A 20,885-nucleotide genomic window follows, 5' to 3' on the forward strand; every position below is an offset into this window, starting at 1 on the left:
GGCTGCATGGATGGCAGCGCAAGACAGGGAGTTGTCATGGAGATACATGAAATACGGCCAGGCATGACCTGCCTGACCCGTGAAGGAACCGCCTATGTGCTGGAGGTGGACAGACAGAGTCTGCTGGTGCTCTTGCAACGGGAGGATGAGACCATCCCGGTACAGGTGCGCAGCGATGACATTTTGGGACCCATTGCCGGCGACTAGGGAAGAGAACGTGACGGAGGGCGATCACAGAGGCCCTCCCTTATGTTGCAAGAGCCCCCATCCCTTCGGGACGTGCCAGCCTCGTCAGAAGGGAACCAGAAAGAGCAGCTCGGCCAGGTCGGGCTGCCACTGCCACTCCCGCATCCTGACCCGCCCGCCAATCACGGGCACCCCCTCTTCCTGCAGCAGCCCCGCTTGCTTGTCAAAGCCTGCGGATCCTTTTGGCAGCGAAATGGTGCCTGCCGCCCCCAGCACCCGGTGCCAGGGCAGCACCTTGTCGATTTCCCGCAACACCTTGCCCACCAGTCGTGCTCGTCCGGGCAGGCCAGCGAGATCCGCCACCTGGCCGTAGCTCACCACGCGGCCGGGGGGGATCAGGGCCAGGATCGCCTCGATGCGGGCCGTCTTGTCCAGGGGGGGCGCGTTCGTTCTCATGATGATGGCTCGTCAAAAACAGCAGAAGCGCCATTGTGGCGCTTCTGTCATGGGGCTTGCAATCTGTCAGCCGAAGGTCTGGCTCAGTCCCCTGAGCTCGCGGGCCCGCCTGAGCAGCTCCTGGCTGGAGTCGTCCACCGCCTGGATCTTCTGGCTGTTGGCGCGGGAGTATTCGGAGATCTGGTGGATGTTGCGGCTGATCTCCTCCACTACCACCTGCTGCTGCTCCGCGGCGGCGGCAATCTGGGTGGAGAATTCGGTCACCTGATCGATTTCACCCAGCACCAGGTGCAGGTTGCCTGATCCCTGGCGGGTCATCTCGACGCATTCCCGGGTCTGGGCCAGGTTGTCCTGCATCATGCCCTGCCAGCGCTCCAGGGTGTGCTGGATCTGGCTGATGCTGCCCTGGATCTGCTCGGTCGCCTTGTGGGTACGGGTCGACAGGGTGCGCACCTCGTCCGCCACCACCGCAAAGCCGCGCCCCTGCTCGCCGGCACGGGCGGCCTCGATGGCGGCGTTGAGGGCCAGCAGGTTGGTCTGCTCGGCGATGCCCTGGATTTCACCCATCACGCTGCCAATGCGCTCCGACTCGCTGGCGAGCTCCACCGCGGAGTGGAAGGCCTGCTCCGCCTGGCTGGCCAGCCTGGTCATCTGCTGCTGGGTCTGGTCCAGCTGTTCCACCGTGCTCTGGCAACTGCTGCGCGCCTCGGTCATCTGGCCGTTGGTGTCCTGGATGTTGCGGGCAATCTCGTGGGCGGTGCTGGCCATCTGGGTCATGGCGGCCGCCATCTGCTGGGTCTGGGCATCCTGCTCGTTGATGTCGAGGAAGGCGCGGTGTGAGGAGTCCTGCAGATCGGTTGCCAGGGCCTGCAGCGGATGGGTGGCATCGTCGACCCGCCCCAGCACGGTGCGGATCCGGGCCTGCAGCATCTTCAGGTGAAAATCGGCGATGGCCCCCGGGGCATCCCCCGAATAGACCAGCCGGGTCAGGCTGTCATATTGCTGACCGAGCTGCCTGAGATAGCGGGGCAGGGCGATGAGTTCGCGCCAGTAGGCGCCCGCAATGGCGAGGGGGGGAAGCAGCATCAGCAGCGCGGTGAGGGGGCCCTGGGTGAGGGCGGCCCAGACCAGCAGCGCCAGCAGCGGCAGGCCGAGCATCAGCGGCCTGAAACGGCGCAGCGAGGGGCGGGCCGGGGTGCCCCGTTGCTCGGCCGAAAGCAGGGCCCGATAGGCCTGGGCGGCAGCCTGCTTGAGCTGGGGGTCGGGCTTGCAGCGCACCGACTGGTAGCCGCTTATCTTGCCGTGCTCGTAGATGGGGGTGACGTAGGCGTCGACCCAGTAATAGCGGCCATCCTTGCAGCGGTTTTTCACCACTCCCCGCCAGGGGTTGCCTTCCTTGAGGCGATCCCAGAGGTCGGCGAAGGCGGCCTTGGGCATGTCGGGGTGGCGAACCAGGTTGTGGTTGTGGCCGACCAGTTCATCGACCTGGTAACCGGCGATGCGGCAGAAGGCGGGGTTGGCGTAGGTAATGACGCCGCGCAGATCCGTGGTGGAAACGAGTTGCACGTCGGCGGGAAATTCCACTTCACTGTCCACGACCTGGGCGTGTTTGCGGGCCATAAGGGTAAGCTCCGATCTGTTTGCTGATTGTTATTGTGGCGGAACCGCAGGGAGGTGCATCCCCTGTCTGGTTTCATCGGGTCCTTATTTTGCCAACAAAGGCAGATGAAAAGTAGGGGCTAGGTTGGGTTTTTTGTTGTTGATGAGTAAAAAAACGGCGACCAAAAGGTCGCCGAAAAGAAAAAGATAACACTACCTCTGTGGCACCCGGTAACGCACTTGCAACTGGTCGAGGATGTGCAGCTGGCCGGGCAGACGGGCGACGAAGTGCTCCCACACCTTGCGGGCGGGAGTGCTCCAGGCCACCTCTGCCGTGGCCAGCATGCGCGGGAACAACATGTAGTCGAGACGATCGCGAGAGGTGATCAGTTCCGACCACAAGGGGCTCAGCACCCCCAGGATGTTATCGTTGGCATGGAAATCGGCCGGGGCAGGATCGTATGCATGCACCTGCGCCAGGTTGAGGGTACCCGCCCAGTAGAGTCCCGGCTCGTGGATGTCCTGACTCCAGGCGAGATCCAGATAGAGGTGCTGGGCAGGCGCCATCACCACGGGGTAACCGGATGCGGCGGCATCCAGGCCGGCCTGGAAGCTGGTCCAGGCGAAGACGGTGGCCTCCCGGCTCACCTTGTCACCGTGTAGTATCTCCTCCCACCCCAGCATCTGCTTGCCCTTGCGGGCCAGGTATTGCTGGCAGTGGCGCAGCAAGTGCCCCTGCAGCTCGCGGCAATCCTGATACCCCTGCTCGGCCATCAGCTGCTGGCAGGCGGGACTGTCGGTCCAGACGCCGGTGGGCACTTCGTCACCCCCCATGTGAACCTGACTCCCGGGGAAGAGATCGCACACCTCGTCCATCACGGCGTCCAGGAACCGGTAGGTGCCGGGCAGGGCCGGGTTCAGCACGTTGTCGTCGAAATATTGCACCGAGAGGTAGCGGGAGCGGTCTGCCTCTTCCACCAGCAGCTCGGGCAGCGCCTTGATGGCGGCGTGACAGTGCCCCGGGATGTCTATTTCCGGAATGATCGTGATGCCAAGCCCGGCGGCGTAGGCGACCAGCTCGCGCACCTCGCTCTGGGTGTAGTAACCGCCATAAGGGTCGGGGCCGCCGCTCAGCTGGGGCCCCACCGCCAGGCCATGGCCGCGCCAGGCACCCACGGCGGTCAGCTGGGGGAAGGCCTTGATCTCAAGGCGCCACCCCTCGTCATCGGTGAGGTGCCAGTGGAAGCGGTTGAACTTGTAGAGGCTCATCTGCTTGAGCAGGCGCTTGAGGGTAGCGATGGAGTGGAAGTGGCGGGCACAGTCGAGGAAGATGCCGCGAAAACCGAAGCGCGGTGTATCCCGCACCGTCAGGCAGGGCAAGCTCTCTCCGTGTTGCAGCGCCCACTGGGCCAGGCTCACCAGCCCGTGGCGCCAGCCCGCCTCGCCGGCGGCCCGGATGACGATCTCCTCAGGGGTGATGGTGAGCTCATACCCCTCGGGGGGAAGTGTCGCCTCGACGAGGTGGATCTCCGCATCGTGATCCTGGGTCAGGGCCAGGCCTGTCAGCTCGTTGAAATGGGCTAGCAGGGAGGCGAGGGGAACGGGGCCGTCGACGTGGGCCCGCTCGGCCAGCCGGAAGTTGCCTTCTGTATAAATCAGGTGGGCGGGCTGGGGCACGAGGCCGTTGACGGCCTCCACCTGTGGCAGGTCGGGGCCCGGGGAGGGCGGGTTGGTCAGGCCAATGTCTTCTCCCTCCAGCACCAGGGGTTGCAGCTGTCCCTTGCTCTCCAGGCTCAGGAAGAAACCCTTGGGCATATCGGAGTCATGCTTGAGCGGGGTGTTGCGACAGCAGAAGCGCAGCTCGTTCACCCCCTCGTGGGGCACCATGACCTTGTAACTGCCGCTCTGGCGCTCCAGGGCGCCCCCTTCGATCGAGTGGGGATCGATCTGGCGGGCGAGGCAGAAGTGGAGTTTCCAGGGGGTGGCCGGGAGTTGGCTCAGGGTGAAGCGAAACCAGACATCGTCACCGTCACGGTGATCGACCCGGGTGTGGATCAGGGGTGCAGACATGGGAATTCCTCTGATGGGGTGAAGGAAACGGGAACCTGTCCCGCAGGTGTTGTCGGCCCGACCAGGCTCAGGGATGCAGACATGGCAGCGTCTCCGTCCTGGCAAACAGGATGGCCCCCTCCAGCGCGTCGCGCTTGGGGGCGACCAGATGGAAGTGGCCCAGACGGGGGGCGAGGCGCGTGCCGATGCCGCCCAGCAGGGCGATCCGGTCTGCCCCGAGCTGGGTCATGCCCTCCAGCAGCATGCCGAGCTGGGCACAGGTCTCATCCAGCAGGGCGGTGGCGAGATCGTCCCCGTCGCTCGCGGCATCGAACACCCAGGGGGCGAAGCGGCCATAGTCGGCCGGGATGGCGCGCGCAGCCCAGCGCACCACCTCGGCCTGATCCCGCTTGAAGTGATCCATCAGGCGCACCGCCAGGGTGCTGGGGGGCAGGATGCCGTCGTGGCAGAGCAGGGATTGCTGGATGGCGCGCAGCCCGAGCCAGGCGCCGCTGCCGAGATCCGAGACGGGGAATCCGCGACCCGAGCAGGTGCGAAGGCGTCCCTCCCGGTAGATGAGCCCCGCCGAGCCGGTGCCCGCGATCAGGATGGCCCCCTCCTGGCCGTCGAAGGCGCCGAGGCAGGCACCAAAGGCATCGGAGGTGAGCTTCACCCGCGCAAACGGGAAGGGCATGGTCAGCATGGCGTGGTAGCAGTCGGCGAGCTCGGCGGAGGCGAGTGCGAGCCCGACTCCCATCCGCTGTTCGCTCTCCCTGGGCAGACCCGCGTCGATGCGGGCCTGATCGATGGCAGCCAGTACATGGCCGTGGGCGAGGGCGATGCCCAGCTCCAGATTGGAGCCGGCGGCGCGCCCCTCGCCGAGCAGCTTGCCTGCGTTGTTGCGAATGCGGGCCCGGGTGTGGGTGCCGCCGCCGTCCACCCCGACCCAGAACTCAATCATGGGGGCCTCCCTGCGCGCTTTGCCAGGTGATGGCCAGGGTAAACCTGGCTGGCGGTATGGAGGATCCAGGGCTCTCCCCGGTGCCAGTGATGTGTGAACCGCTCTCAATCATGGTGGCCTCCTTGTGCGCTCTGCCAGGTGATGGCCAGGGCGAACCAGGCGGCGTGCGGGATCCACTGCTCCCCCCAGCGCCAGTTCTGATCCAGCCGATCCTTGTACGCCTCTGGAATAAAGGCCACGTCATTTTCGTCATCGAAGCCGGCGGTGATGCCGTTGCAGATCCCCCCCTGCGCATTGGGGTAGCCGGCGGTGTATTCCGGGTTGTTGATGCCCTGACCCGCCAGCATGCAGGCGTTGAAGGGGTTTCTCCCCAGGATCCAGTCGAGCTGCTGCTGGCCGAAGGTGCAGAGCAGTGCGCTCTGCCCGGGCAGGTGCTGTGCGGCAGCAAATGCCATGGTGGCGAGCGATGCCAGCCGGGCGTTCTCCCCCTGCCACCAGTAACCGGATTCGTTGTGATGGGGCATAAAGAAGCTGACGCGCGGCGCTTCATCCACCCCTTTGACATATTGGCGGGCGAGGGAGAAGGGGTTGCCCGCGCGGGCGCAGAGCGCCAGCTCGGCGGCCAGCGCCTGCTCCACCACGGTTTGTACCCTAGCCTTGTATTCCTGATCCGGCTCTACGCCCAGATATTCCAGCAGCGCCAGCACCGGCAGACCCGCCTCGGCGGCGTGGTAGTAAGGGCGCGAGCCATCCTCGTTGGCCGACCAGTAGTGACCCAGCTCCGAATGGGGGCGCTGGCGGGCACAGAGCTTGCTGGCACGGACTCTCGCTTCATTCAGCCACTCGTTGCCGAAGGTGCGGGTCAGCTCCACCGCTGCCAGCAGGGCGCAGTAGTCGTCGATGATGTTCTCGACCCCGTCATCGAGGTAGGCAAGGTTGTGTTCGCACAGATGCAGGTAGCCGCGTTTGGCTGCCTCGGCGTAGCGGCTGGCATCGAAGTCGCCACTGACGCTCTCGCGGGCGGCGCGGGCCAGTGCGGCGATGGCCATGCCGCCCCCTTGGCGAAAACCCGCCTGCCAGTTGGCGGACTTGAGCCCCTGTTGGGTAGCATAGGCGCACAGCTCGCGCTGGGCGGGATCCTTGCTCCACTTGTCGAACAGGGTCATGTAGAAGAAGCCCGACTCATCCTGCATCCGGCAGAGGAAATCGGCGCCGTGCAGCGCCTCGTCATTGAGCCGCTTGCAGAGGTTCACCCCGTCGATATCGCGGCGCGGGGCCAGCAGTTCCCGGCACTTGAGCAGGGCCCACACCACCATGGGGGTCTGCTGGGGGTTGAGGTAGTTGGCGTAGGAGAGGTGGCTCAGGTACTTGCTCATGTCGCCGCTGGCATCGAACCAGCCGCCGTGCACATCTTTGTGCTGGTCGGTGCCAAACAGGCGGGCGTTGCGGTCGGCCCGATCAAAGGTGCCGCTGGCGCGCTGCCCCTTGAAGTAGTGAATGACGTCGGAGAGGCAACTGCTGGCCAGCAGACCCTGGCCGATGGCAAAGCGGGTCGAGCGGACTATGCGCTGCTCTGTAGCGGCTGCGCCTATGGGGACAGTGATCGCCTCCAGCCGATAGTGGCCGGGCTCCTTGAAGGCGGAGAAGTCGGCGCGCCAGTAAGCGCGGCCTTGCCAGCCTGGGACGCTGCCAGCCGGTTGCAGCGGGGTTTCAAACAGGATCTGGCCATCGTCGAGGCGTTGCAGCCTGACATAGCCGCCGAGATCAGGGGCGGGGGAGGTTTGCAACAGGGCGACCTTGTGTCCGTCGCACTCGTAGCCCACCTGATTGATCAAGAGTTCCATCAAGGTATTACTCCTGTGGTTCACCGCCGGGCGGTGAGGCACATCACGGGGCTGTGGCCGCCCCGTATCGAGGCATGGCCGGACAGGGTTGTCCGGCCGGTCTAAGGCTCACCTTCACTCGTAGAGGTAGCAACGCACGAAGTGGTTGTCGGCAAGCTTGGTGATGGGGGGGAGCGCCTCTTTGCAGCGGGGCATCGCCTGATTGCAACGCCCGGCAAAGGGGCAACCGCAGGATTCTGGCGTCCAGAGCGGGATCTCCCCCTTGCGGCCACCCTCCAGCTCGGCGTGGATGCTCTTCTCCGGGTCGGGCACCGCCGAGATGAGCAGCTGGGTGTAGGGGTGCTGCGGGTGGTGCAGGATCTCGTCCACCTCGCCCCACTCCACCATGTGCCCCACATACATGACAGCCAGATCTTCCGCCACATAGCGGGCGGTGGCGATGTCGTGGGTGATGTAGAGCATGGAGACGCCGAGCTCGTTCTTCATCTGCTCCATCAGGTTGAGGATGCCGATGCGAATGGAGACGTCGAGCATGGAGGTGGGCTCGTCCGCCAGCACCACTTCCGCCTCCACCGCCAGATTGCGGGCGATGTTGACCCGCTGGCGCTGGCCGCCGGAGAGCTGGTGCGGATACTTGGCCGCCGTTGCCTTGGCGGGGGTCAGGCCGACCTTCTCCAGCAGGGCGTAGACCATGTCTGGCAGCTCTTTTTTGTCGATCACCTTGCTGTGCAGCAGCAGGGGGCGGGCGATGTGGTGATAGATGGTGTGGGTCGGGTTGAGCGAACCGAACGGATCTTGCCACACCATCTGCACGCTCTGGCGATAGTCCAGCAGGGCGGTGCCCTTGTTGAACTCCTCCAGATCGTGGCCGCGATAGAGAATGCGCCCGGCACTGAGCTTGTACATCTTGGCGATGATCTTGGCGATGGTGCTCTTGCCGGAGCCCGACTCCCCGACCACCGCCAGGGCGCGGCCCCGGTGCAGGTTGAAGGTGATGTCGGAGAGCGCCCGCATCTTGCCACTCTTGATGGCATTGGAGTTGATGGGGAAGTCCTTGTAGAGGTGCTGGACTTCGATGATGGGTGCATCGGTTTTGGCGATTTGCATGACAGACATCCTTAACAGCCAGCGGCCTTGTCCAGATAGATCACGGAATCTTGTTGCAGTCCCTGCTCCTCATAGAGGTGGCAGGCGGTCTGTTGCCCGGGGCGGATCTCGGCCAATTTGGTGTACTCCTGACGGCAGCGATCGTGCACCTTGCCGCAGCGGGCCTGAAAGCGGCAGCCGACCGGCACTTCCAGCAGGTTGAGCGGGGTGCCCGGGATCCCTTCCAGCACCTTCTTCGGTCCGTGCAGGGGCGGGAAGGAGTTGCCGAGCCCTCTGGTATAGGGGTGCAGCGGCGAGGTCAGGATCGCCTTGGAGGGGGCGACCTCCACCAGTTCACCGGCATACATGATGCCGATGCGATCGCAGAACTCCACCATCAGGGAGAGGTCGTGGGTGATGAACAGAATGGAGAAGTTGAACTTCTCTTTCAGGGCATAGACCTTCTGCAGGATCTCCCGCTGCACCACCACATCGAGCGCCGTGGTCGGTTCATCCATGATGAGCAGCTCGGGGTTGAGCGCCATGGCGATGGCGATCACCAGCCGCTGGCGCATGCCGCCGGAGAACTGGTGCGGGTAATCCTTGAGCCGGCTCGGGTGGATATCGACGATGGTGAGCAGCTCCTGGGCGCGCTTGATCGCCTCGTAACGGGTCATGCCGATGTTGTGGGCCAGCAGCACGTCGCAGAACTGCTCCTCCATCCGCAGCACAGGGTTCAGGGCGTTCATGGCGGACTGGAATACCACCGACACCTGTTGCCAGCGATAGGAGCGCAGCCGCTCGTCGTTGTAATGGAGGATGTTCTCCCCCTTGAACAGGATCTCGCCACCGCTGATGTAGGCGGGCGGCTTGTGCAGCCGGGCCACCGAGAAGGCGACGGTGGATTTGCCGCAACCCGACTCACCGGCGAGACCGAAGATCTCGCCCTGTCTGATATCGAAGCTCACCGAGTTGACGGCGCGCACGTCGCCATTTTCGGTGATGTAGTCGACGCAAAGATTGCGTACTGACAGCAGGGGATGCTTGTTCATGCTGTCTTCTCCTGTGCTGTGGCAACCGGAGTGGTGACCGGGGCCGCGAGTTTCTTCCAGCGGCTCAGCCCTTTGTGGGAGCGCAGCTGCGGGTTGGCGATCTCGTCGATGGCGAAGTTGAGCAGAGCCAGACCGGCACCCAGGGTGGCGATGGCAAAGCAGGGAGCCAGGATCTCCCACCAGGCGCCGACCAGAATGGCGCTGGAGGTCTGGGCGTTGTAGAGCATGATGCCCCAGCTCACCACGGTCGGGTCGCCAAGACCGAGGAACTCCAGGGTCGCTTCGGTGACGATGGCGTAGATTATGGAGCCGATGAAGCTCACCCCGATGATGGAGATGAGGTTGGGCAGGATCTCCACCAGAATGATGCGCCAGGCCGGCTCGCCCAGCACTTCGGCGGCAATGACGAACTCCTTCTCGCGTAGCGCCAGGGTCTGGGCCCGGATGACCCGCGCGCCATAGGCCCATGAGGTCAACCCTATTATCACGGCAATGACCGCCGGCGACGCCTCCCCGATAAAGCTCGCCAGCACCAGTAGCAAGGGGAGGTTGGGGATCACCAGCACCACGTTCATCAGGAAGGTGAGGCACTCATCCACCAGACCCCCGAAGTAACCGGCAGTGATGCCGATGGCGACGGCCAGGGTGCAGACCAGCAGGCCTGCGCTGAAGCCCACCAGCAGCGAGATACGGGCACCGTTGGTGAACTGGGCCCAGATATCGTGGCCCATGCGGGTGGAACCCATCACGAACTCGGCACTGGGCGGCTGGTGCGGGCGAGCCACCCGTTTGGTCGGCTCGTTGCTGGCCAGAATGGGGGCAAAGAGGGCCATCAGTACGAAGGCAACCACGATGGCGAGGCCACAGGCAGCCTTCTTGTTGCCCAGCAGGATTTTGAGAATGGTCGGCATACGCATCTTATTTGCCTCCTGTACGCAGACGGGGATCCAGGAAGACGTAGAGCACGTCGGCCAGGAAGTTGAAGCTGAGCATGGTGATGGTCATGATGAGCAGCTGCCCCTGAATGAGCGGGTAGTCGCGGGCCAGAATGCCCTGATAGAGGGTCAGGCCCAGACCGGGATAGTTGAAGATAACTTCGGTGATGAGAGAGCCACCGATGACGAAGCCGAGCGCCATGGAGAGGGCGGTGACGCTGGGCAGAATGGCGTTGCGGGCGCCGTAGTTGAAGATCACCCGGTTGCTGGAGAGCCCCTTGGCCTTGGCCATGGTGATGTAATCCTCGCCGAGCAGGTTGATCATGTTGTTGCGCATGGTGATGAGAAAGCCCCCCACCTGCACCACGGCCAGGGTCAGCACCGGCATGATGGCGTGGGTCATGATGCTCTTGATGTGCTCCCAGCCCCAGTCAGCCTTGATCTCCGGGCTGTAGGCGTAGCCGATGGGCAGCCATTCGAGGCTGACCCCGAACAGGAACAGTGCGAGCAGGGAGACCACCACCGGCGGAATGGCCTGCATCACCAGGGTGAGCGGGGAGAGAATGCTGTCCATCCGGCCGCCGCGATACCAGGCGGCAAAGATGCCGACGATGGAACCGATGGAGAAGCTCAGGATGGTGGAGGTGCCGACCAGAAACAGGGTCCAGCCGATGGCACGGCCCAGCACGTCAGAGACCTGCTGAGGGTAGAAGCGCACCGAGGTGCCGAGATCCCAGGTGAAGACACTCTTCACATAGGTGAGAAACTGGGCGCCGATGGGGCCATCGACAAAGCCGAAGGTGGCTTTGAGGGCTTCCAGGGCGGCGGGTTCCATCATGGCGCCAGCGCGGGCAAACATCACGGAGACAGGATCCCCTGGCATGGCACGGGGTAACAGGAAGTTGATGGTGGCGGCTACCAGAAAGGCAACCAGATAGAAGGAAAAGCGTCTCAGTATGAATCCCATGATGGTACCTTTTACTGCAAGTCTGCCCCGCGTCGGGTATAGCTACCCCAACCCCGGCAGAGCCGGGCAAGAAGGGGATTAACGGGGAAGATGGCCCCCCGCAGGGGGCCGGGATTGTTTAGCTGTTTGGCTTGAGGGACAACACGTGCAGCAGACGCTCAGGGGTGTCCGGGTGGAGCTGAGGTTTGGCTACCGGGTTATCAGCACTGAACCAGCCGTTGAAGCGCTTGGTGCTGTACTCATACCAGGTCGGGTTGTTGAAGACCGGAATGATGGTCTGGTTGGCACCAACACGATCCTGGATGGCGAACATGATCTCCTTCTGCTTGGCCGCATCGGCGGTCTGGGTGAAGTCATCGATCAGCTTGTCGAGCTCGGGATCCTTGTAACGGGGCGCGGCGAAGCGGTTGCCACGCTCACCCATGTTGCGGGAGTGGAACGCGGTCTCGAAGTACTTGTGCGGGTTGGCACCGGCAAAGTAACCCTGCAGGGCGACGTCGAAGTCACCGGTGATCAGGTTCTCGGTCCAGACGGTCGCTTCCGGGGTGGCGGTCTTGGCGTTCAGGCCCAGTGCCTGCAGCCCTTCTACACCGATCTGTACTGTGTTGACCCAATCGGTCCAGCCGTTCGGTACCAGTACCTTGAACTCGATCTTTTTGCAGCTCGGGGTGTCGAGGAACTTGTCGCCGTCACAATCCTTATAGCCAGCCTCTTTCAGCAGTGCCTTGGCCCCTTCCAGGTCGAACTTGTTGTACTTGCCGTACTTCTTGTCTACTTCCGGGTTGTTCCAGGAGTCAAAGGCTTTGCCCAGACCTGACGGGTACTCGTTGACGGTGGGGTAACCGTAGCCCGCGATATCCACCATGGACTGGCGGTCCATCGCCATGGAGAAGGCGCGGCGGAAGTTGATGTCGTTGAAGGCTTCGTGGTTGCCCGGGTTCTTGGTCTGGAAGTTGACGTTGAACGCCACGGTACCGGAGGCCGGGAACCAGTATTTGTTGTTTTTCGGATCGTTGCCAACGTAGAGGCGCTCGATATCCGGTACGAAGGAGCCGAACCAGTCGATGTCACCCTTCATGACAGCAGCCAGCACCTGATCGTTGGTGGCCATCTGCGGCATGCGGATACAGTCGATGGCGAGGTTGGCGTTATCCCAGTAGTGCGGGTTGCGGCACTGGGTATAGAGCTGGGCGGAGAAGTTGTCCACTTCGGTGAAGGGGCCAGTACCAACCGGCTTGTCGTTGGTGAAGGCAACCGGATCTTTCACCGATTTCCACTGATGCTCCGGCACGATAGGTACCAGCACCAGATCGTTCACCACGTTGGTGTTGACCTCGGTCAGGTCGAATTTGACCTTGTTGGGGGCCAGCTTCTCGACGCTCTTGATCTGGGTCCAGATTGAGCGCTCATCCAGCGCCTTGTTGGCCTTGACCAGATTGAAGGAGAAGATGATGTCATCGGCATCAAAGGCTTCGCCGTCAGACCACTTCACGCCGTCACGCAGATCGAAGGTGACGGATTTCAGGTCATCGCTGAATGCATAGTTGGTGGCCAGACGATAGACGGGTTTGCCCCCTTGCATATCGTTGAAGATCACCAGCGGTTCATAGATGAAGTGACGGGTGGTGTGCAGCAAGCCCGCTTGCAGGAAGGGGTTGAAGTTCTTGACCCAGGCGGTTTCCTGCTGTGCGACCATGGTCAGCACGGTTTTGTTTTCTGCGGCCATGGCGTTACCGGCGGCACCGGCAAGCATCATGGTTCCCAGCATTACAGCGGTAGAGATTTTGGATACTTTGGCAAGCATATGTTTTCCTTTCTTATTTTTTGGCATTCCCGAGGGTTCGCCTTGTTTTGTGTGAGCACCGGTTTCGCATGCTGATGAAATCGGCCCTCTGTGTTGGTCAGGTGTCTAACCTTTGTCGTTCTGTTTTCCAACGCCCTAAGCAAACCAGAATTAACAGGAAAACAACAACTATTGATTTCGTTGTTTTCGTAAAAATTGACGGTGTTACGTCAATCTCGTCAAAATGCCTTTTTATCTGTTTAAAATCATTGCTTTGCGTTATTTGCTCTCGCGTAGAAAGTGGCTGTGAAAATGGCGTATATGACAAATTTGTGAATTGGATCTGCTCTCGGTTTCGGAGTTGTGCGGGGCTTTGTTTTGCGCAAAAAGAAACCAGATTGCCAATTGTGATCCGGCGCCCGTTTAGGGCGCCGTGTCACGGCTTGCGGTTGGCGAGTTGACGCAGGGTCTGGGCGCTGTGCTGCAACTGCTGGCGCTGGTGGTCATTGAGCGGGCAGTGGCCCAGCACATACTCGGTGGTGGCCACGACCGTCTTCCAGCGTGGCGACTTGGGCAGGGTGTCCAGACTCAGGTATTTGTCGAGGGTGCGGGTCTGCGGGCTGGATCTGTCCATATAGACCCGCCACAGCTTGCTCTTCTCTGCCAGCACAATTTTGCCCTTGCCGGTCCCCTGCTGCCAGGCATCCAGGGTGAGCTGCATGGTCTCTACCAGCGCCCGGCGCAGCGGCTCGTCATCCTGCTGGCGAATGAGGTCGTCGGCCAGGGAGCGGAACTCGCCACCCAGGCGGCTCAGCTCGCCCAGCAGCTGTTCATCTTCGATGATGGCTTGCCGCGAGAGGTTCTTGAGGGCGTTCTCCAGCGCCATTACCCGGTTCTCATCCTGACGCAGCTCGGTACTCAGAGTGAGGGCGAAAGCAGCCTGTCCTCCGAGCGCGATGGGCAAGGCACGGGCGTTGAGCACGTCCTTCTGCCCGGCCACCAGAAACTCCAGATTGTGTTCCCGTTCGCTGGCAAGGTCGGGCCACTGATGTTGCAGCGGGGTGGCGAGCCACTCATTGAGGGGCTGCCCCTCCATGGCTTCCGGCTCCTGTCCCAGCAGGCGCGCCAGCACCCGCGAGGCAAACAGCACTGTGCCCTGCTCGTCGATAAAGATCATGGGGTCGGCCCCTTCACCGAGCAGGGCCAGCAGGCGCTGCTGATCCTGATGCAGTCGATCCTGCAGGGTGAGGCGATGTTCGATCTCCTGCTTCAATAGCCGATTCTCTACCAGCGAGGCGCGCCCGGCCTTGGCCTCGAGCAGTGCCTTGACCCGGGCAAACAGCTCCTCCTTGCAGAAGGGTTTGACCAGATAGTCGTTGGCTCCGGCTCCAAAGCCCTCCTCGATATCTTTGGGCTGGTTGAGGGCGGTGAGCAGCAGCACCGGCAGCATATCTTTCGGGTGCTGCTGGCGCAGGCGACGGCAGACATCAAAACCGGAAAGGGTCGGCATCATCACATCGAGCAGGATGAGGTCCACCGGCTCCTCGGCCAGCTTGGCCAGCGCATCGTGGCCATCGCTGCTGGGCAGAATGCGGTAGCCGCAGGGCTGCAGCAGATGGCGCAGGATGTGCAGGTTGATAGGCTCGTCATCCACCACCAGAATGAGCGGCGCACCCTCGGGGGGAGGGGGCAGATCGTCGCTCTCCCAGTCCGGCAGGATCAGCGGTTGCTGGCGCACCAGCTGATGCTCGATCTGGCGGCTGCCCTGAGTCAGATTGGCCGCTTTGCCGGTGGCAAGGGGCAGGGTAAAGGCGAAGGTAGAGCCGACGCTCGGCTCGCTCTCGACAAACAGCTCGCCCCCCATCAGGTGCACCAGCTGGCGGGTGATGGAGAGGCCAAGGCCTGCCCCCTGCTTGCTCACCTCCGGGCTCATCTGCACAAGCGGCTCGAAGATATGTTCCAGATGGTCGGGGGCGATGCCGATGCCGGTGTCGGTGACCTTGATGCGCAGGAAGTTGTTCTCGACGATGGCGCTGAGCACCACCTTGCCCTGAGGTGTGTACTTGATGGCGTTGCCCACCAGGTTGTAGAGCACCTGTTCGAGCCGCTGCTCGTCGGCCAGCACCGGCGGCAGTTCGGCCGGGCTGATATCCACCAGAGTGAGGGGTTTGGCCTGCACCAGATGCTGGCAGAGGTCCAGCACCAGCCGGATCACCCCTTTTGATGAGACGGGCTGGGAGTGGATCTCCAGTTGGCCATAGCGCATCTGGTGGTAGTCCAGCAGATCGTCCACCAGACGGGCCAGGCCGTCTGCACTCTTGATGATGAGCCCGAGCTGCTTTTGCTGCCCTTCGGTCAAATCCTGCTGGCTGGCGAGCATCGACTCGGCCATCCCCTTGATGCCGTGAATGGGGGTGCGCAGCTCGTGGGAGGTGTTGGCCAGCAGTTCATCCTTGAGCTTGTCCGCCTGCTGCAGGCTGAGGTTCTGCTTGTGGGTCAGCTTGACCTGCTGTTGCAGCTCCTGGGTCTGCTGTTCGATGAGCTCGATCTTGTCCTTCACCGAGCGCTGCATATGGCGAAACGCCTCGGCCAGCCGGTCGATATCATCGCCGGTGCGCTCGATGGCGATGGGGTGATCCAGCGCGCCGTCGGCCACCTGCTCGGCTGCTTCGGTCAGCGATCGCAGCGGCGCCGTGATGGAGTGGGAGAGCCAGCGGGAGAAGAGGATCAGCAGCAGTACCGAGCCCGCTCCCAGCACAATTACCAGAGTTTCCAGCTGGCGGATCGGGGCATAGGCTTCCCGGGTAGAGATCTCGGCGATAAAGGCCCACTCGGTATCGAACACCTTCACCTGGGTGTAGGCGGCCAGCACCTCGTCATCCTGATAGGAGTGGAACAGCCCGACCCCCTGCTCGCCGGAGAGCGTCTTGGTGATGAGGGGGGGTTGCAGTGGACGGAAGTTGGGGCTGAAGCTGTTCTCTACGCTGAACTCCGGTGCCAGCCAGGCATCGGCGCGCATCCGCTTGTCAGGGCCGATCAGGATGGTCTCGCCGGTCTCGCCCAGCCCCTCCCGCTCCGCCATGATCTGGTTGAGCTTGTCCGGCAGCAGCTCGAAAATCACCACACCGCGCACATAGTCGTACTGCATCACGGGGGCGGCCATGTAGGCGACCACCTGCCCGGTCAGCTCGTTGCGGCCAAAATCGGTGAATTCGAAGATCTGCTGCGGCTTCTGGCCGCCATCAAGGCGGCGTTTGATCTTGGCAAAGGTCTGGCCCAAGCCACTGCCCTGATAAGGTCCGGAGAGCAGATTGGTGGCAAAGTTAGGGTGCTTGGTGACTGAATAGACCACATCACCGTTGAGGTCCACCAGAAAGATGTCGCTGTAGTTGGACTTGCGCACCATGTCGGCATAGCCGCGATGAAAGCGCTGGTGCACCCGGCCATACATCTCGTCGGCGAGGATAAGCGCCGTGATGGAGGGTTCGATCTCTACTTGGCTGTCCGGTTTGCGCAGTTGATCCCAAGAGCCTGGCAGATAGCGGGCCTGAGCACGGCTACGGGCCTCCTGCGGCGTGGTGCCCAACTTCTCGAAGGCGCCAGTAAAGCCATAGAAACGGCCGATACTGTTGCCGGCAAAATCCTGCTGGGAGAAGTTGATGATCTGCTCTTTGAGGTTGTTGAAGTAATCCTCGAGCTGACTCTTCTTGATATTACGGACGGAGACCAGATGGTTGGAGGTCTGGGTGGTGAGATCCTTGCCGTGGCTGTATAGGAAGAAGAGGGTGATGACCAAAAAGGGCACCATGCCCAACATGAAAAAAGCCAGCATTAACTGCGGCCTGAGCCCACGAAGCGTGAAGATCCATTTCATCTTGTGATTTTCAATTGAGAATCCGGTTATTAAGCCGCTCAAGTCTCGAACGAAAGCGTAATCATTTCAACGACTTTATCCCAAATTCGCTTGGTGGGTCACAGCTGGCTGGAGAAAAATGCAGCAAGGCGTTTAAACCCTGAGCAAACAGTCTGCATCAGGGCTTAAATTGCGAAAAAGGGGTTGTGCTGGCGCTCGTGGTACGTATAATGCGCCTCGTTGTCAGGCAACTGGCACGAAAGCAGTAATGCGGGAATAGCTCAGTTGGTAGAGCACGACCTTGCCAAGGTCGGGGTCGCGAGTTCGAGTCTCGTTTCCCGCTCCAATTTTCCATCGCACCAACGATGGATATCACTTTCAAGACAATCAGTCTTGTCAGCATGGCGCGTTAGCAAAGCGGTTATGCAGCGGATTGCAAATCCGTTTAGTCCGGTTCGACTCCGGAACGTGCCTCCATTTTCTCTCTCTTTTCCCTGATTTATAACTCTTCGAGCCGTGAAGCTTGGTCAGTATCCTTGCTGCACCAGTAACTGTTCGCAGCCAGCCTGTTTCCACTCGCGCTCGAGATAGTGGCTCACATCCGCCATGTTTTGCCCCCGATATTGAAACAGCACCTCGGCACTGTGCTGGTTGAGATCCGCAATCCGTTGCTTCAGTGTGCCGCATTGCCACAGGCTGACGGTGGGCACGCCCCGTTCGGCCAGCACGATGGCATCTTCCCGATTCAGTTGCCACTCCTCCAGTTGTGCCCGTGTCAGGGCAACCATCAGCACCAGCAGTGCCACTTCCGGCAGTTTCATGCGTGTCTCCCTACTGCATGTTTTTCCCCTGATAACTGTGGCAAAGCGCACGATTTTCGCAAGTTTGTTAACTGTTGGTTAATGACGTAACCCGTTTTCAGTATTTCCCGTTTTTCACCATTTTTTTATAAAAAAATGCGTTGGTGATGTAGTAATCCTACATGGAGTGGGGTAATCTTTGCTCAGTGGTCTTACCAGTAAGGAGTTACATCATGTTTCATCCCTTTTCCCTGACTCAGATTATTCTTCGTCGCATTTATGTATTGCTGGTGGGCATTCTGGCTTTCCCCGTGATGCTGTTTCGCAGCGATCGTGCCCGCTTCTACAGCTATCTGCACCGGATCTGGAATAAAACCAGCACCAAACCGGTTTGGCTCAAAATGAGCGAGCGTGGTGAGCGGATCTTCTACTAAACCCCATTCGCACCATGTGCAAAAAGAGACAGCCAAAGCTGTCTCTTTTTTTATCTGCTTGCCGCAACTCCTGGCTCCCAACAGCACTCCGCTTGTTTATTTCTTGTTTCTTTAACGTTGCATCCTGCCCTGCCTGTTGGCGGGGCTTTTTTATGTCTGACGCATCTCTTTTGATGGAAGCAGTGAAGAAGATTAACGGAATGAAAGCACCATATGGCACTTTCCTCGTTCATTAATGGGTGGTCGTCGAGAAATTATCAATGATGAAATAGCTGTTTAAAATCAATTAATTGAGTGTGTTTCTTTGGATTTTTTAACTCTTTTTGTGTTTTTTTGAAAGGGAATATCCCGTTTGCCGGTTCTATTGCAGGTACCCGGTTGCGACAAATCGGGGATATCAGCAACATCCAACGACATCAAAAGGAACATGAACATGAATGTTAAAAAAAGCACTGCTATCGCCTCCGCCATGACCGGTCTGCTGGCGCTGGGCGCCCAATTTATCGCGGCGCCAGCAATGGCTGCCGATGAAAAGGAGAAGTGCTACGGCGTGGTCAAGGCCAGCAAAAATGACTGTGCGACCAAGAGCAGCTCCTGCGCCGGTACTGCCAAGGAAGATGCTCAGGGTGATGCCTTTGTGGTGATGCCCAAAGGGCTGTGCGAGAAGCTGGTCGGCGGTTCGTTGCAACCCAAGTAAGAGACATCGGGCAGGGGATGGCCAACGGGCCGCCCCCTGCATCTTCTCTGATTGGCGAAAGCGAGTCTTGCGATGAACCCTTTGATTGGTATCGGATTACGCACTCCCCATTACGATGAGATCCGGCAAACCCTGCCGGCAGTCGGTTGGCTGGAGGTGCATAGTGAAAATTACTTCGAGCGGCACAGTCACGGTTTTCAGGTGCTCGCCGAACTGGCGCAGCACTACCCCGTCAGTCTTCACGGCGTTGGCATGTCCCTCGGTTCTGCCGACCCGCTCGATCCGCACCATCTGCAGCAGTTGTCGACACTGGCCGCGGCGATCAAACCGGTACGGATCTCCGAACATCTCAGCTGGGGCAGCATTGGTGGGCGTTACTTCAACGATCTGCTGCCGGTGCCCTATACCCGAGCCTCCCTGCGCAACATGAGCGACAAGATCCAGCAGGTACAACAGACCCTGGGTTGCCGCATGCTGATTGAAAATCCCTCCTCCTATCTGCAACTGGCCGGGGAGATGAGCGAGTGGGAATTTCTGGCCGAGCTGCAGCAGCGCAGCGAGTGCGGCATCCTGCTCGACCTCAACAATCTCTATGTCAGTGCCTTCAATCACGGTTTCTCTTGCGATGAGTATCTGGCGGCGATCGATCTCGCCACCGTCGGGGAGATCCATCTGGCCGGTTATACCGAGAAGCAGCTGCCGGAAGGCTCCCTCTATATCGATACCCACAGCGCCCCTGTGGTGGAGCCGGTCTGGGAACTCTATCGCCAGATCTGCCGCAAGCAGGTCATTCCGACCCTGATTGAGTGGGACCTCGAGATCCCGCCGCTGCCGGTCTTGCTGGCAGAGGCGGCGCAGGCCGGCGCCATTCTGGATGAGGCGTGCGCCATGAGTGCACCACGGGAGGTGGCCCATGGCTGAACTGGCACAGCTGCAACAGCACTTTGCCGAGGGTCTGCTGGGGGCGCCTGACGCCATTTCCCCTCACATCAGTTCCCGGCTCTTTTCTGCCGAGTCTGTGCTGCAGGTCTATCGCAACCACTTCATCCTGAGCCTTGGCGAGGTGCTGGCGAGCAGTTATCCCGCCGTCAAGGCCATGGTCGGGGATGACTTTTTTGCAGCGGCGGCCCGTGGCTTCGTATTAGCCGAGCCGCTCAGGGAAGGGAGCGTCATGCACTATGGCGCCGGATTTGGCCAATGGTTGGCCCGCTTGCCAACTACAACCGGACTGCCCTGGCTGGAGGCGCTGGCTCAGTTCGAATGGCAGCTTGAGCGTGCCAGTCTGCTGCCGCTGGAATCACGCTGCTGGCCAGCCGAGCGTCTGGCCGCATTATCGCCGCAACAATGGGAGCGGCTGCGACTCTTGCCAGCCACTGATCTGCTGCTGGTTGCCAGCGATTATCCGGTGCTGGCCCTGTGGCAGATGGCGCTGCACTGTGGTGAAGCGGTGGAGGTGCTTGATGCCCCCGTCTGGTTGGCATTGAAGAAACAGCCGGATTGCCGGGTTGCACCCTTGCCCCTGACGGCGGGTGAGTGGGCGCTGCTACAGGGTTGTCTCGCTGGTACGGCGCTGGTCGATCTGCTTGCGGCCGACCCTGCGGCCAGTGAACATCTCACTCGCCTGATAACCCTTGGTCTGCTGGTGGATATGGAGGTAATGCCATGATGGCAAACAAATGGCTGGCGCTGGCCAGCTCAAGTGGTGATTTGCCGCGCTGGAGCAGTACCGGTGTGCTGTTGCTGGCGCGGCTGTGGGTCGCGTCGGTTTTTATCACTTCAGGCTGGCTCAAGCTGACGGCGTGGGATTCCACCCTCTATCTGTTTGAATCCGAGTATCAGGTGCCCCTGCTGCCCTGGTTGTGGGCTGCTTATCTGGGGACGGCGACCGAGTTGTTGCTGCCGCTTTTCCTGCTGGCGGGGCTTTTTACTCGCCCGGCCGCCTTGCTGCTGTTTGGCTTCAATATCATGGCGGTGATCTCCTACCCGACCCTCTGGGCGGGTGGCTTTTACGATCACCAGCTGTGGGGCTGGATGCTGCTGACCCTGATCATCTGGGGCGGCGGTGTGCTGAGCCTGGATCACTGGCTGACACGTCGCAGCCATTGATTTATCAGTGGTTTCCCCAATGACAAAGAGCGCCACAAGGCGCTCTTTGTCATAATGACGGCCGGCGAAATTTCCCA

At 61.0% G+C, this 20,885-nt stretch carries 18 protein-coding genes and 2 tRNA genes; 8 read left to right on the forward strand and 12 right to left on the reverse strand.

Translation table 11 applies throughout. From position 1 onward, the window contains the following. The first annotated feature begins 36 nt into the window (after positions 1 to 36). A complete protein-coding gene (locus AB5Y97_RS16580; protein ID WP_164882955.1) occupies positions 37 to 207 on the forward strand; it encodes a hypothetical protein in 171 nt (56 codons plus the stop codon). A gap of 84 nt (positions 208 to 291) precedes the next feature. Here AB5Y97_RS16580 and AB5Y97_RS16585 read toward each other — a convergent pair whose 3' ends face one another. The 11 genes from AB5Y97_RS16585 to AB5Y97_RS16635 all read right to left on the reverse strand — a co-directional run bounded on the left by AB5Y97_RS16585 (position 292) and on the right by AB5Y97_RS16635 (position 16,792). Then, complete coding sequence (locus tag AB5Y97_RS16585) at positions 292 to 642, reverse strand: MGMT family protein (RefSeq protein ID WP_368158496.1); 351 nt, start codon at positions 640 to 642, stop codon at positions 292 to 294. Between the two features lie 66 nt (positions 643 to 708). After that, positions 709 to 2,262: a PAS domain-containing methyl-accepting chemotaxis protein gene (locus tag AB5Y97_RS16590; protein WP_290433921.1), complete on the reverse strand. Its 1,554-nt coding sequence runs from the start codon at positions 2,260 to 2,262 to the stop codon at positions 709 to 711. A 192-nt stretch (positions 2,263 to 2,454) separates the two neighbouring features. Then, positions 2,455 to 4,311 carry a beta-N-acetylhexosaminidase gene (locus AB5Y97_RS16595; RefSeq protein ID WP_257707192.1) on the reverse strand — a complete coding sequence of 619 codons (1,857 nt, stop codon included), beginning with the start codon at positions 4,309 to 4,311 and terminating at the stop codon, positions 2,455 to 2,457. A 67-nt stretch (positions 4,312 to 4,378) separates the two neighbouring features. Then, positions 4,379 to 5,251, reverse strand: a complete 873-nt coding sequence (locus AB5Y97_RS16600; RefSeq protein ID WP_257707191.1) for a BadF/BadG/BcrA/BcrD ATPase family protein — start codon at positions 5,249 to 5,251, stop codon at positions 4,379 to 4,381. A gap of 104 nt (positions 5,252 to 5,355) precedes the next feature. After that, the gene (locus tag AB5Y97_RS16605; RefSeq protein WP_368158500.1) at positions 5,356 to 7,095 is read right to left on the reverse strand and encodes a glycoside hydrolase family 9 protein; all 1,740 of its coding nucleotides are present in this window, start codon (positions 7,093 to 7,095) and stop codon (positions 5,356 to 5,358) included. A 114-nt stretch (positions 7,096 to 7,209) separates the two neighbouring features. Further along, entirely contained in the window at positions 7,210 to 8,202 is a 993-nt protein-coding gene (locus AB5Y97_RS16610) for an ABC transporter ATP-binding protein (protein ID WP_005353824.1), read from the reverse strand. An 11-nt stretch (positions 8,203 to 8,213) separates the two neighbouring features. Continuing rightward, positions 8,214 to 9,233 (reverse strand): ABC transporter ATP-binding protein, encoded by a 1,020-nt coding sequence (locus tag AB5Y97_RS16615; protein ID WP_201946204.1) that lies wholly within the window; start codon positions 9,231 to 9,233, stop codon positions 8,214 to 8,216. Further along, positions 9,230 to 10,150, reverse strand: coding sequence for an ABC transporter permease (locus AB5Y97_RS16620; protein ID WP_005347708.1), 921 nt, complete (start codon positions 10,148 to 10,150; stop codon positions 9,230 to 9,232). The genes AB5Y97_RS16615 and AB5Y97_RS16620 overlap by 4 nt, the downstream gene beginning before the upstream one ends. 1 nt (position 10,151) lies before the next feature. After that, the gene (locus AB5Y97_RS16625; RefSeq protein ID WP_368158503.1) at positions 10,152 to 11,135 is read right to left on the reverse strand and encodes an ABC transporter permease; all 984 of its coding nucleotides are present in this window, start codon (positions 11,133 to 11,135) and stop codon (positions 10,152 to 10,154) included. A 118-nt stretch (positions 11,136 to 11,253) separates the two neighbouring features. Further along, complete coding sequence (locus AB5Y97_RS16630) at positions 11,254 to 12,939, reverse strand: ABC transporter substrate-binding protein (RefSeq protein ID WP_005347706.1); 1,686 nt, start codon at positions 12,937 to 12,939, stop codon at positions 11,254 to 11,256. Between the two features lie 415 nt (positions 12,940 to 13,354). Then, positions 13,355 to 16,792 (reverse strand): ATP-binding protein, encoded by a 3,438-nt coding sequence (locus tag AB5Y97_RS16635; protein WP_368158505.1) that lies wholly within the window; start codon positions 16,790 to 16,792, stop codon positions 13,355 to 13,357. 249 nt (positions 16,793 to 17,041) lie between these two features. Between AB5Y97_RS16635 and AB5Y97_RS16640 the strand changes: the two genes are divergently transcribed. Together AB5Y97_RS16640 and AB5Y97_RS16645 are read left to right on the forward strand one after the other, a co-directional pair. Further along, positions 17,042 to 17,117 (forward strand) — tRNA-Gly (locus AB5Y97_RS16640). Positions 17,118 to 17,174: 57 nt separating this feature from the next. Next, positions 17,175 to 17,248: transfer RNA gene (locus AB5Y97_RS16645), tRNA-Cys, on the forward strand. 50 nt (positions 17,249 to 17,298) lie between these two features. Here the strand turns inward: AB5Y97_RS16645 and AB5Y97_RS16650 are convergent. Next, positions 17,299 to 17,592 (reverse strand): hypothetical protein, encoded by a 294-nt coding sequence (locus AB5Y97_RS16650; RefSeq protein WP_201946202.1) that lies wholly within the window; start codon positions 17,590 to 17,592, stop codon positions 17,299 to 17,301. 212 nt (positions 17,593 to 17,804) lie between these two features. On the opposite strand from AB5Y97_RS16650, the gene AB5Y97_RS16655 reads away from it, so the two are divergent. From AB5Y97_RS16655 to AB5Y97_RS16675, 5 genes are all read left to right on the forward strand, one after another. Beyond that, positions 17,805 to 18,005 (forward strand): YbfA family protein, encoded by a 201-nt coding sequence (locus AB5Y97_RS16655; RefSeq protein WP_005334863.1) that lies wholly within the window; start codon positions 17,805 to 17,807, stop codon positions 18,003 to 18,005. A gap of 433 nt (positions 18,006 to 18,438) precedes the next feature. Then, on the forward strand, positions 18,439 to 18,702 hold the full coding sequence (locus AB5Y97_RS16660) for a DUF2282 domain-containing protein (RefSeq protein WP_005334862.1): 264 nt from the start codon (positions 18,439 to 18,441) through the stop codon (positions 18,700 to 18,702). Positions 18,703 to 18,774: 72 nt separating this feature from the next. Next, a complete protein-coding gene (locus tag AB5Y97_RS16665) occupies positions 18,775 to 19,623 on the forward strand; it encodes a DUF692 domain-containing protein (RefSeq protein ID WP_100653227.1) in 849 nt (282 codons plus the stop codon). After that, positions 19,616 to 20,368, forward strand: a complete 753-nt coding sequence (locus tag AB5Y97_RS16670; protein ID WP_100653228.1) for a DNA-binding domain-containing protein — start codon at positions 19,616 to 19,618, stop codon at positions 20,366 to 20,368. Before AB5Y97_RS16665 ends, AB5Y97_RS16670 begins: the two co-directional genes overlap by 8 nt. Beyond that, positions 20,365 to 20,808 (forward strand): DoxX family protein, encoded by a 444-nt coding sequence (locus AB5Y97_RS16675; RefSeq protein ID WP_139741053.1) that lies wholly within the window; start codon positions 20,365 to 20,367, stop codon positions 20,806 to 20,808. Before AB5Y97_RS16670 ends, AB5Y97_RS16675 begins: the two co-directional genes overlap by 4 nt. Positions 20,809 to 20,885 lie beyond the last annotated feature (77 nt).

Origin of the sequence: Aeromonas sp. R10-2, from assembly GCF_040908445.1 — a bacterium.
Taxonomy (GTDB): Bacteria; Pseudomonadota; Gammaproteobacteria; order Enterobacterales; family Aeromonadaceae; genus Aeromonas; species Aeromonas veronii.